The organism is Ruegeria atlantica (assembly GCF_001458195.1).
In the GTDB taxonomy this organism is placed as follows: Bacteria; Pseudomonadota; Alphaproteobacteria; order Rhodobacterales; family Rhodobacteraceae; genus Ruegeria; species Ruegeria atlantica.
In genome coordinates this window covers 285,994-298,253 of record NZ_CYPU01000071.1, presented here as the reverse complement: position 1 = coordinate 298,253, position 12,260 = coordinate 285,994, and the positions used below count along the sequence as shown (strand labels likewise).

Genomic DNA, 12,260 nt, shown 5'->3' with positions numbered 1-12,260 from the left:
AGCGCCATCCCAAAGGTCAAACAACCCGTCGTTTTCTAGATTTTGTCGAGGAAACACCCAACCTTGTCGGCCATCTGCTCGGCGGTGTCATCGCGGTTGAAGAATTCGATGAACCCATCCTCGGGTGTGACAAGATAAGTAAAGGTCGAGTGGTCGACAAGATAGTACTCATCGCTTTTGTCATGGGCCTTGTAGTAGGTTTTGTAGGCCTTGCTGGCGGCCTTGACCTGCTCAGGCGTGCCGGTCAGCGCGATGGTTTTGCCACCCAAGTTAAAAGCATAGTCCGCCACCACTTCGATCGTGTCGCGATCCGGGTCGATTGAGATAAATAAAGGCGTCACGGATTGGCCACGCTCGGCCAGAATGTCCACGGCTTCGGCATTGCGGGACATATCGAACGGGCAGACGTCGGGGCAGAAGGTATAGCCGAAATAGACCAGCGTCGGCTCGGTGATCACATCGGTGTCGGTGACTGTTTCGCCCTTACCGTTGAGCAGTTCAAAAGGCCCGCCGATGGCCGCCGTCCCGCCAGCAATCTGACTGGTCCGGCATTGTGCGAACTTGTCATCTGATCCGGCACTGCGCGTCAGCAGCCACATGGCCCCCAGGCCCACGGCAAGAACAACGGTTGCGAGGATGGCATAAAGACGGACCATGACATCAATCCTGACATAAGAGGGGTTGTTGATCGTTTCGGCCGGGACACCTATCAAGAAGTTCAGCCGATGCAACAGGACATAATCGACCGATGGCACATTCCAACATCACATTATGGCGCGGTCAGGAACGCAGCAGCTGGATTCGGCTGCGCACCCTGATCCTGTTGCGCTGGGTGGCTATCTTCGGCCAGATCACGGCGATCACCGTCGCGCAGCAGACCTATGACATCCAGTTGGATGCAACGCTTTGCTATCTGGCGATTGGCGTCTCGGTTATGGGGAATCTGACTGCAATTCTGCTGTTTCCCCGCAACAAGCGCCTGTCCGAGTTCGAGAACTTCCTGATGGTGCTGTTCGACCTGCTGCAGCTGACCATTTTGCTGTACCTTACAGGCGGGCTGAACAACCCGTTTGCGCTGTTGCTGGTGGGGCCTGTCACGATTTCCGCGAGCGTCATGAGCACCCGGTCAACCCTGATAATCGGCGGCGTTGCCATTGCCCTGACAACGCTTCTGGCTGAATTCCACCTGCCTTTGCGCACCGCACTTGGGGCGGAACTGGACATCCCAGATATTCTACTGTTCGGAAACTGGGCCGCAATCGTCATCGCAATTGTCTTTCTGGGCGCGTATTCGCATCGCGTCAGCTCAGAGGTACAATCTATGTCCGAAGCGCTGGCCGCCACCCATATGGCGCTTGCACGCGAACAGAAGCTGACCGATCTAGGCGGCGTGGTCGCCGCCGCCGCGCATGAGTTGGGCACTCCGCTGGCAACGATCAAACTGGCGAGCTCCGAGTTGATTGAGGAATTGGATGACCGGCCCGACCTTATCGAGGACGCCGCCCTGATTCGCGAACAGGCTAACCGTTGCCGCGATATCCTGCGAGACATGGGCCGGGCGGGCAAAGACGACCTGCATCTGCGTCAAGCCCCGCTTTCGACGGTGGTGCATGAAGCCGCCGAGCCGCATATCAACCGAGGCAAGACCGTTCATTTCTTCGAAGGCCCGGCCGAGGATGGAGATGTGCAGCAGCCCTCGATCCTGCGCAAGCCCGAGATCATTCACGGCCTGCGCAACCTGATCCAGAACGCGGTGGATTTTTCGCGCGGAAATGTCTGGGTCGAGGCGGAATGGTCCACCAAACAGATCACGGTCAGCATCATGGATGACGGTCGTGGATATCCGTCGCAGATGATCGGCCGTATCGGCGATCCCTTCATGCGCCGCCGCCGCAGTGAGACCGATAAAAGGACCCGTCCGGAATATGAAGGCATGGGTCTGGGTCTTTTCATTGCCAAAACGCTGCTTGAACGCAGCGGAGCAGAGCTGGATTTCGCCAACGGATCGGACCCTTACCAAACCCTGTCGGATTACCCCGAACGTCGGGGCGCGATCGTCAAGGTGAGCTGGCCGCGTAACCTTGTGGATGCGCAAACCGGCGATACGCCTGTGCCTTCAGGTGTAAACCAACGGTTCCAAACCTGACCTGACACTGGCGAACATTAGTTAAGACCCCGTTAACCATTAAGGCGCATAGTACCGCTTCTTGGTTTCGCGCACCGGAGGGCGCATGGTCGACTGGATCATTCTGGCCATCATCGGCCTTGTTTCAGCAAGTCTTGCCGTTCAGTGGCTGTTGCCGCGCAGGCGGGAACGGGGGGACAACTTTGGGCTGTCCTCACCTGCCTCCTTGTTTGATGCGGCATTCCTGTTTGATGGCGACCGGCTTATCAGTCACTCGGACATCGCGTTGGAAGGGTTCGAGCAGGTCCGTGATTGGGCCGATCTGTGCCGGCTGCTGCACAGGGATTTTCCAACATTCCCCGAAACACCTGATCAGGTCCGGCGTGAAGGCAACCTGGTCATCCCGGCCATCGATTGCACGGTTGAACGCGATGTTCTGTGCGAATGGATAGACGGAATTGTACGCGTTCAGCTGCGCGACCGTACCGATTGCCCCTCGATAACTCAAATCGCATCAAATGATCCAAACCGCCTTGCCATGGAAAAAGCGCCCTACCCTGTCTGGCTGTTGGATCATCAGGGCGATGTGCGCTGGTGCAATGCTGCTTATGTTTCGCTGGTGCGCAAAGTACGGGATCAGGACACGGACCTGACCGCACCATTGTTTCCGGTCCCCGATGCCGACCAACGTCTAAGTGCAAAGGCGCGGGTCTCAATTTCCTCCGAGTTCAGTGAAAACAAGCTGTGGTTCGATCTGACGTTGGTAGATCACCCCGAAGGGCACTTGTCTTATGCCGTGGACATCAAAGCAATCGTCGAGGCGGAGGTGGCGCAGCGCAAATTCGTTCAGACCATGACCAAGACCTTCGCGCAATTGCCCATCGGGCTGGCTATTTTTGACCGCAACCGCCAGCTGGCGTTGTTCAACCCAGCCCTGATCGACCTGACCACCCTGCCCCCGGATTTCCTAAGCTGCCGCCCCAGCCTGTCCAGCTTTTTCGATCGCCTGCGGGATCAGCATATGATGCCGGAACCCAAGAATTATAGAAGCTGGCGCAGTCAGATGAATGACCTTCTCGAAGCGGCAGAAGACGGGAACTATCAAGAGACTTGGTCCCTGCCCTCGGGCTCGGTTTACTCGGTCAGTGGACGCCCGCACCCGGACGGAGCGGTTGCCTTTCTGTTCGAGGACATCACTGCCGAGATCACTCTGACCCGCCGGTTCCGGTCAGAAATGGATCTGATGCAATCCATTCTGGACAAACTGGCCGATGCCATCGCCGTCTTCAGTGACGATGGTACACTGGCTTTTACAAATTTCGCCTACCAACAGCTTTGGGGTGATACGGGCGACGCAGGCTTTGACGCGGACTCCGTTCTTGAGGTGACCAAAAGCTGGCAGGAACATTGCACCGCGACACCAATCCTTGACGAAATTCGCGATTTTGTAGAGGCGCGGGAAAATCGCGCGGAATGGTCAGGCGTGATCTATCTGCGAAACGGTATCCAGGTGTTGTGCACGGTCAGCCCAATGCAGAACGGGGCCACCATTGTTCGTTTCTCGGCGGATCGGGATGCGCTGATGCGGCAAGAGGCGCAGCAAATCAGCGCCTGAACCGGGTTGCAGCCAACCGGGCGCAAGGCCATTGTGGCGCCATGACCAATTCGCCCTGCACGATCACTTTGCATTCGCCCGAGGAAACAGCAGAATTCGCTGCCCGCCTCGGTGCAGAATTGAGATCTGGAGACATCTTGCTGCTTGAGGGCGAGATCGGCAGCGGAAAGACCCATTTTGCCCGCAGCCTGATCCAATCGCTGATGGTCGAGCCCGAAGGTGTGCCTTCGCCGACTTTCACGTTGGTTCAGGCTTATGACACGCTAGCCGGGGAAATCTGGCACTGTGACCTGTACCGCCTGAGCGCGGCTGAGGAGGTCGAAGAACTGGGCGTGACTGAGGCTTTCGAAACCGCAATCTGTCTGATTGAATGGCCGGATAAATTGGGCCCGCTGATGCCGGAGTCTGCAGCGAGAATATCTTTCGAAACAGACCCTAACATAACAGAGGCACGCCATCTGACCCTTCGCTGGTCAGATCCGAAATGGCCCGTGAAACTAAGGATTCCCGCATGACAAACCGCGCGGTATTGGCCGAAGCGTTGATCGCGCAGACCAAATGGTCAAATGCAAAGCACGCGCCGCTGGCTGGGGATGCCTCGAACCGTCGGTACGAGCGGCTGACCGATCCGGAAACCGGCAAGACGGCGGTGTTAATGGATTCACCCCCGGGCAAGGCGGAAAATGTCGAAGATTTTGCCCGCATGGCCGAATACCTGCGGTCCCTTGGTCTGAGCGCGCCCGAGATTTATGCCGAGGACACGCATTACGGCTTTCTGCTGCTCGAAGATCTCGGCGACGACCTCTTCGCGCGCGTGCTTGCGCAGACCCCCAGCATGGAGCGTGCGCTTTATGAGGTCGCAACGGATGTTCTGATTGACCTACACAAGGCGCCAAGCCTGTCTCTGCGATCCTATGATCCGAGTTTGATGACCGAACTGGCCGCGTTGTCCTTTACCAAATACGCGCAGGCCGTGCAGGGCACGCACGACGCCGATGCGCGTAACCGTTTCGAAAACCGGTTCTCGGACATTCTGCACCGGGAAACTTCGGGGTCCAAAGTTGTTGTGCTGCGCGATTACCACGCCGAAAACTTGATCTGGTTGCCGGATCGCGACGGGGTTCAGCGCGCTGGTCTGTTGGACTTTCAAACCGCCATGCTGGGCCACCCGGCCTATGATCTGGTATCGTTGTTACAAGACGTGCGTCGCGATGTGTCACCTGGAACCGAAATGCGGATGGTGAACCGATACATCACCGCGACCGGCGTGAATGATCATGACTTCCGCACTGCCTACGCCGTGTTGGGTGCTCAGCGAAACCTGCGTATTCTGGGCGTCTTTGCCCGGCTGGCAACTGAATATGGCAAGCCCAGCTATGTCGATTTGATTCCGGCGACTTGGGCTAATCTGATGCGAGACCTGGAACATCCCGCGCTGGTAACCATAGCCGATCTGCTGCGCGAGGCCTTGCCCGCACCCACCCCTGAAAATCTGGACAGGCTTCGATAGAAATGATCCAAGACCCCGAAGCCGTCATGCTGTTTGCAGCCGGGTTTGGCACCCGTATGGGCGCGTTGACCCAAAACCGACCCAAACCGCTCATTGAGGTCGCCGGCCGGCCCCTGATTGATCACGCGTTGGATCTGGTGAATGACCTGCAACCCAAGCGTATCGTGGCCAACCTGCACTACCTCCCAGATCAGCTTGAGGCACACCTGGGCCCAAAAGGTGTTCTGCTTTCCCATGAAAAGCCGGAAATTCTTGAGACTGGCGGCGGAATACGCGCCGCTTTGCCCCTGCTTGGATCGCACCCGGTTTACACCCTGAACCCAGACGCGATCTGGTCAGGACCGAACCCTTTGACGATGCTCCGCGAGGCGTGGAATCCCGATCACATGGACGCGCTGTTGATGTGTGTACCGGTGGATCAGACCGTCGGGCACACGGGCAAAGGCGATTTCACAGCAGATGAGAACGGACGGATCGTGCGTGGCGATAGATTGATCTATGGCGGCGCGCAGATCATGAAATCCGAAGGGTTGAAGGATATCCCTGAGAAAGCGTTCTCACTAAACGTGCTATGGGACCGGTTGCAGCGGCAGGATCGTCTGTTTGCGCTCACCTATCCCGGCCGCTGGTGCGATGTCGGCCACCCCGAAGGGATTACTCTCGCCGAGGGGCTGATTGCCGATGTTTGAACCCAGCCCAGCTCCGCGCGTTTTTGCCGTTCCGCCCGGTTCGGACTTCCCGAAAATGCTGGTTCAGGGGCTGCAAGATCGCAGTACAGCGCATCCGCCCGAGATGCTGGCGCGCGTTCAACTGGTGGTCAATACAAGGCGTATGGCCCGCCGGGTCCGCGACCTGTTTGATCATGGCCCGGCTTGCCTGTTGCCGCGCCTGACACTGGTCACTGATTTGGGCGAAAGCGTCGATCTTGCGCAGATACCTCCAGCAATTCCACCGCTGCGGCGCAGGTTGGAGTTGACGCAGTTGATCGCTAAGCTGTTGGAACAACAGCCTGACCTGGCTGCACGGTCTTCACTTTTTGACTTGTCCGACAGCCTAGCTGCGCTGATTGATGAGATGCAGGGCGAAGGTGTTTCGCCCGACGCGATCCGGCAATTGGACGTCAGTGATATGTCCGGACATTGGGCTCGCGCGCAGGCGTTCATTGGGATTGCTGATCACTTCATCGACTCGGGCTATGACGCGCTGGATGTTCAGGCCCGGCAGCGGCTTGTGGTGGAAAACCTGATTGAACGCTGGCAAGTCGCTCCGCCGCAGCATCCGGTTATCCTTGCCGGATCGACCGGATCACGCGGAACCACCCTAATGCTGATGGAAGCGGTCGCGCGCCTGCCGCAAGGCGCATTGATCCTGCCGGGTTACGATTTCGATCAGCCCGACCGCGTTTGGCGCGGGTTGGACGATGCGCTGACATCGGAAGATCACCCGCAGTACCGGTTCCGCAAGCTGATGTCACAGCTTGACTTGGAGCCAGATCAGATCATGCCTTGGACGGGTGAGCAATCACCCTCGCCTGCTCGCAACCGTTTGGTTTCGCTGGCTTTACGCCCAGCGCCGATCACGGATGCCTGGATGTCCGAAGGCCCGCAACTGACCAATCTGGATGGCGCCACAAAGGACGTGACACTGGTCGAGGCGCAATCGCCCCGGTCCGAGGCGCTGGCCATCGCGCTGCGCCTGCGCCAGGCAGCCGAAACCGGCCAAACTGCCGCGCTAATCACACCTGACAGGATGCTGACCCGCCAAGTCAGCGCTGCTTTAGATCGCTGGAACATCCTTCCCGATGACAGCGCTGGTCTACCGCTGCAACTATCGCCGCCCGGCCGGTTTCTGCGTCACGTGGCGGGGCTTTTCGCACGGCGTCTGGATGGCGAGGCATTGCTGACCCTTCTGAAACACCCGCTGTGTCATGATGGTGACGAGCGTGGCGCGCATTTGTTGCACACGCGGGACCTTGAACTAGATTTGCGCCGACATGGCCCGCCTTTCCCGGACAGCGCCAGCCTGACCGCTTTTGCAATCCGCAAAGAAGCGCCCGAGGACTGGGTGCGTTGGCTAAACTCCCATTTCTGCGATCAACAGATCGCGGGCCAACTCCCATTGACGGATTGGGTTGCCAGGCTGCGCATCTTGGCCGAGGCGATTTCGGCGGGCGCGTCAGGGGAAACAGGCACGCTCTGGGACAAGAACGCAGGCCAAAAGGCGCAAGGCGTCCTGAGCGCACTGGAAAAAGAGGCGCAACACGGCGGCCCGATGACCGCCCATGATTTCGCCGACCTGTTGGGTGCTTTGCTCGCGGGCGAAGAGGTCCGGGATCGCGACGCCCCGCATCCACACATCATGATCTGGGGCACGCTCGAGGCGCGCGTGCAAGGCGCAGATTTGCTTATCTTGGGCGGCCTAAATGAAGGCAGTTGGCCCGAGGCCGCCGCGCCAGACCCCTGGCTGAACCGCCAGATGCGCGACAAGGCCGGACTTTTGCTGCCCGAACGGCGGATCGGCCTGTCGGCACATGACTTTCAACAAGCCATCGGCGCGCCCGAGGTCTGGCTGACCCGTGCCAAGCGGTCCGATGACGCAGAAACCGTTCCATCACGCTGGCTGAACCGCCTGACGAACCTGCTGCACGGCTTGCCAGGGCAGGGCGGGCGTGAGGCTCTGTCAGAAATGCGCAACAAAGGCCGGCAATGGCTGCAATGGGCGGAACAGCTTGAAATCGCGCCGCATATCGAACCGGCAACGCGCCCATCTCCGCGGCCGCCAGTGGCATCGCGCCCAAATCGGCTGAGCGTGACGGAAATCAAACGTCTGATCCGCGATCCTTATGCGATTTACGCCAAACATGTGCTGCGCCTGAAACCGCTGGACCCTTTGGTGCAAGCGCCGGATGCCTTGTTGCGCGGGATCGTGATCCACGAAATTCTGGAACATTTCGTCAAAGACAGTGTTCTGGACACCGCCTTGTTGACCCGCGAAAACTTTTTAAAACGCGCGGAAACCTTGTTGGATCAACATGTTGCGTGGCCCACAGCGCGTAAGCTGTGGCTGGCGCGGTTGGAACGCATCGCGGATGATTTTCTGGCCGCTGAAATCGCGCGGCGAGGGGACGGGGGACCAGTCGCCTTCGAGGCGGCGGTGAAACTTTTGCTAACGCCTCTGGATTTCACCATCGTGGGGCGCGCCGACAGGATAGATCGCAACAAGCGCGGTGCATTACGGATAGTTGACTACAAGACAGGGGCGCCCCCAACGGAAAGCCAGCAATCCAAGTTCGACAAACAGTTGCTAATCGAAGCCGCGATGGCCGAAGAGGGCGGTATCGACGGTTTCGACCCTTCACCCGTGGCCGAGGCGATTTTCATTGGTATGGGGGGCACTTACAAAGAAGTACCCGCACCTCTGGCGAAAGAGCCGCCGGACAAGGTTCTGGCCGAGCTAAAAGAGTTGGTTTCTGCGTATTTAGAGCCTGATCAAGGGTTTTCATCCCGTCGAATGTTGCACAAGGATTCGGATGTGGGTGACTACGATCAACTGGCCCGGTTCGGGGAATGGGACCGCACTGATGACACAACGCCTGAGGACCTGACATGAGCGCTCGCAACGACGCAACCGAGCGGCAGGTACAGGCCGCGCGGCCCGACGCCTCGACCTGGTTGGCGGCCAATGCAGGCTCTGGAAAAACGCGGGTTCTGACTGATCGGGTGGCGCGTCTGTTGTTGGGCGGCGTGCAGCCACAGCATATCCTTTGTCTGACATACACCAAGGCCGCCGCCAGCGAGATGCAAAACCGGTTGTTTGATCGCCTCGGACAATGGGCAATGAAGGATGATGTCGGCCTTCTTTCCCAACTGACCGATTTGGGTGTTCCGGGTGTTATCGACCCCGAACGGCTGGCACAGGCCAGAACGTTGTTTGCACGCGCCATCGAAACACCCGGTGGCCTGAAAATCCAGACGATCCACTCGTTCTGCGCTTCACTGCTGCGACGTTTCCCGCTTGAAGCCGGGGTCAGCCCGCAATTTTCAGAGATGGAGGACCGCGCGGCGGCCCTATTGCGTGAAGAGATTGTCGAAGATTTCGCCGCAGGTCCCCAAGCCACTTTGATCGAAGACGTCGCCCGATTTGTCACCGATACAGGGTTCGACAAACTAACCGCGGCCATCACCCAGAAACGCAACCTGTTTGCGCAGCCGCTGGAATGGGCCGATGTGCTACAGCGGTTTGAGCTACCCTATGGGTTCGATGAAAACGCTTTGATAGCACGTGTGTTTCTGGGCGGCGAAGTAGAATTGATCCGGTCGATCCTGCCGGCGCTTTCTGAAAGCGGCGGCAATAATGCCAAGGCGGCCGACAAGCTGTCAGCGTTTACCGAGGCTCGCGTCAGCAGCCTGCCAATTCTGGAAAGTGTATTTCTGACCGGAAAATCCGCCAAAGAACCCTTTACGGCCAAAATCAACAGTTTCCCCACCAAAGCTCTGCGAGAAGACGTGCTGGTGGGCCAGATGCCCCAACTCGAAGCGTTGATGCTGCGGGTCGAGGCCGCGCGCGAACATCGGCTGGCCCTGGTTGCCGCGCGCAAGACAATGGTGCTGCACCGCTTCGCTGCGGCGTTTTTGCCGGAGTATGAGCGGCGCAAGCAACTACGCGGCTGGTTGGACTTTGACGACCTGATCCTACGCGCGCGGCAGGTGCTAAATGATCCGGCGGTTGCCGAATGGGTGTTGTACCGATTGGATGGCGGCATCGACCACATACTGGTGGACGAAGCGCAGGATACTAGTCCCGATCAGTGGGATGTGGTCGAAAAACTAGCGCAGGAATTTACCAGCGGGGAAGGGGCCCGATCCGGGGTTGAACGCACGATTTTCGTGGTCGGTGACAAAAAGCAGTCGATCTATTCCTTCCAAGGCGCCGATCCGCAGGCATTCGATCTGATGCAGGCTGAGTTTGGGCGGAAGCTCACTGAATCAGGCTCTAAATTGTGGGATTCCACGTTAGAATACTCATTCCGATCCTCCAGCGCGATCTTGTCCTTGGTCGACATCCTGTTCGAAAACCGAGTGGAAGCCGGATTTCATAAGGAAAGCCAACACCGTGCGTTCAAGGCGGATCTGCCCGGCCAGGTGGATCTGTGGCCCGTGGTCGAAAAGGTCGAAGACGATGACGATACCGAATGGACCGATCCGGTAGATCGGCCCGGCGCACGGCATCATACCGTCATTCTGGCCGAGAAGGTGGCGCAGTCGATCAAGGCAATGATCGAACAGGGTGAGACGATCCCTGAGGATGGCGAAACGCCCGGCACATTTGTGCGGCGGAAGGTTCAACCGGGGGATTTTCTGATCCTCGTTCAGCGCCGCTCGGACCTGTTTGCCGAGATCATCCGCGCCTGCAAAGCCGCTGAACTGCCGATCGCCGGGGCAGACCGGCTTAAGGTCGGCGCGGAATTGGCGGTTAAAGACCTGGCCGCGCTGTTAAGCTTTCTGGCCACGCCCGAGGATAGCCTGTCGCTTGCCACAGTTCTGAAATCGCCGCTGTTCGGGTGGGGCGAAAAACAATTGTTCGACCTGGCACATCGGCGCAAAGAACAGTTCCTTTGGGCGGCTCTGCGTCAACGCGCCGAAGAATACCCTGAAACACTGGCCGTTCTGAACGACCTGCGCGGGCAGATCGACTTTCTGCGCCCCTACGACCTGATAGAACGCATCCTGACCCGCCATAATGGCCGTCGTAAACTGCTGGGCAGGCTGGGAGCCGAGGCGGAAGACGGGATCAACGCGCTGTTGTCGCAGGCATTGGCGTACGAGCGCACGGATATCCCAAGCCTGACTGGATTTCTGGTGTGGATGCAGACCGATGATCTGGAAATCAAACGGCAGATGAGCGGCGTCGGAAACATGATCAGGGTGATGACGGTGCATGGTTCCAAGGGGTTGGAGGCTCCGATTGTGATCCTGCCGGATACGGGCAAACGGCAAGCTCCGCGCGATGCCGAGATAATGGTGGCCGAAGGCACACCGCTTTGGAAAGTTCCGGCTGACGCGTCCCCGGCGTTGATTGCGCGTGCGCGCGACGAAGCCCGAGCGCGGGAAGAAAATGAGCGGCTTCGGTTGCTTTATGTGGCTCTAACACGAGCTGAAAAGTGGTTAATCGTGGCGGCTGCCGGCGATGTCGGTAAGGATGGGACCAGCTGGTATCAGATGGTTCAAACCGTGATGGAACGGGCAGGGGCGGTGGCGCTGCCCGGTTCAGAAACGCTGCGATTGTCACATGGTGATTGGAACGCATCGTCGATTATTGAATCCGCAGAGACCTCAATTGCCGTGACAGACCTGCCAGCCCCGTTCCTGTCTCCCGCCACACCACCGGAACCAGATCCCGAGACACTCAGCCCTTCCGACCTGGGGGGTGGCAAGGCTTTGCCCGGCGATGCAGGTCAGGACGAAGAGGCGGCAAAGCTGCGCGGCACACGATTGCACCTGCTGCTGGAACACTTGCCCTCGATTGCGCGGGAAGACTGGCCACAGCTTTGCGCACGGGTTCTGCCCGATATGCTGGACGCGGAACGGCAAGAGCTGCTGGACGAGGCATGCGACGTTTTGACTGCGGCGCATCTCCGGCCTGTCTTTGCCGCCGACGCCTTGGCTGAGGTGCCCGTGACAGCCGACCTTAACGGACGCCGCATGCACGGGGTGATCGACCGATTGATCGTCACCGATACCGAGGTTCAGGTCATTGATTTCAAAACAAATGCAACGGCTCCCAACAGTGTAGAGACATGCCCTGAGGGGCTTTTGCGACAGATGGGAGCGTATGCCAACGCCTTGTCGCAGGTCTATCCGGACCACGAAATCCGCACTGCGATCCTATGGACCAGGACAGCAGATTTGATGTGGCTGCCACACGATCTTGTGACGCGAGCCCTGTCGCGCACCCAGATATCTTGACCTTGGATTGCCCGGCCCCTACGTTCTGTTCCCGAGATACCCCAT

At 58.6% G+C, this 12,260-nt stretch carries 8 protein-coding genes; 7 read left to right on the top strand and 1 reads right to left on the bottom strand.

The features are described 5' to 3' along the window. Window positions 1-35 precede the first annotated feature (35 nt). Window positions 36-656, bottom strand: a complete 621-nt coding sequence (locus RUA4292_RS20665; protein ID WP_058279373.1) for an SCO family protein — start codon at window positions 654-656, stop codon at window positions 36-38. A gap of 92 nt (window positions 657-748) precedes the next feature. Between RUA4292_RS20665 and regB the strand changes: the two genes are divergently transcribed. The 7 genes from regB to addA all read left to right on the top strand — a co-directional run bounded on the left by regB (window position 749) and on the right by addA (window position 12,215). After that, complete coding sequence (gene regB / locus RUA4292_RS20660) at window positions 749-2,146, top strand: sensor histidine kinase RegB (RefSeq protein WP_058279290.1); 1,398 nt, start codon at window positions 749-751, stop codon at window positions 2,144-2,146. 85 nt (window positions 2,147-2,231) lie between these two features. Further along, window positions 2,232-3,740 (top strand): PAS-domain containing protein, encoded by a 1,509-nt coding sequence (locus RUA4292_RS20655; RefSeq protein WP_058279289.1) that lies wholly within the window; start codon window positions 2,232-2,234, stop codon window positions 3,738-3,740. A 41-nt stretch (window positions 3,741-3,781) separates the two neighbouring features. Continuing rightward, window positions 3,782-4,255, top strand: coding sequence for a tRNA (adenosine(37)-N6)-threonylcarbamoyltransferase complex ATPase subunit type 1 TsaE (gene tsaE, locus RUA4292_RS20650; protein ID WP_058279288.1), 474 nt, complete (start codon window positions 3,782-3,784; stop codon window positions 4,253-4,255). Beyond that, window positions 4,252-5,250, top strand: a complete 999-nt coding sequence (locus RUA4292_RS20645; RefSeq protein ID WP_058279287.1) for an aminoglycoside phosphotransferase family protein — start codon at window positions 4,252-4,254, stop codon at window positions 5,248-5,250. The genes tsaE and RUA4292_RS20645 overlap by 4 nt, the downstream gene beginning before the upstream one ends. 2 nt (window positions 5,251-5,252) lie before the next feature. Next, on the top strand, window positions 5,253-5,939 hold the full coding sequence (locus RUA4292_RS20640) for a nucleotidyltransferase family protein (RefSeq protein WP_058279286.1): 687 nt from the start codon (window positions 5,253-5,255) through the stop codon (window positions 5,937-5,939). Then, complete coding sequence (gene addB / locus RUA4292_RS20635; RefSeq protein ID WP_058279285.1) at window positions 5,932-8,859, top strand: double-strand break repair protein AddB; 2,928 nt, start codon at window positions 5,932-5,934, stop codon at window positions 8,857-8,859. Before RUA4292_RS20640 ends, addB begins: the two co-directional genes overlap by 8 nt. After that, on the top strand, window positions 8,856-12,215 hold the full coding sequence (addA, locus tag RUA4292_RS20630) for a double-strand break repair helicase AddA (RefSeq protein ID WP_058279284.1): 3,360 nt from the start codon (window positions 8,856-8,858) through the stop codon (window positions 12,213-12,215). The genes addB and addA overlap by 4 nt, the downstream gene beginning before the upstream one ends. Window positions 12,216-12,260: the final 45 nt, after the last annotated feature.

Bases quoted from the DNA above. Each gene is read 5' to 3' on its own strand.
- RUA4292_RS20665 (WP_058279373.1), bottom strand. From the start codon at position 656: ATGGTCCGTCTTTATGCCATCCTCGCAACCGTTGTTCTTGCCGTGGGC.
- regB (WP_058279290.1), top strand. From the start codon at position 749: ATGGCACATTCCAACATCACATTATGGCGCGGTCAGGAACGCAGCAGC.
- RUA4292_RS20655 (WP_058279289.1), top strand. From the start codon at position 2,232: ATGGTCGACTGGATCATTCTGGCCATCATCGGCCTTGTTTCAGCAAGT.
- tsaE (WP_058279288.1), top strand. From the start codon at position 3,782: ATGACCAATTCGCCCTGCACGATCACTTTGCATTCGCCCGAGGAAACA.
- RUA4292_RS20645 (WP_058279287.1), top strand. From the start codon at position 4,252: ATGACAAACCGCGCGGTATTGGCCGAAGCGTTGATCGCGCAGACCAAA.
- RUA4292_RS20640 (WP_058279286.1), top strand. From the start codon at position 5,253: ATGATCCAAGACCCCGAAGCCGTCATGCTGTTTGCAGCCGGGTTTGGC.
- addB (WP_058279285.1), top strand. From the start codon at position 5,932: ATGTTTGAACCCAGCCCAGCTCCGCGCGTTTTTGCCGTTCCGCCCGGT.
- addA (WP_058279284.1), top strand. From the start codon at position 8,856: ATGAGCGCTCGCAACGACGCAACCGAGCGGCAGGTACAGGCCGCGCGG.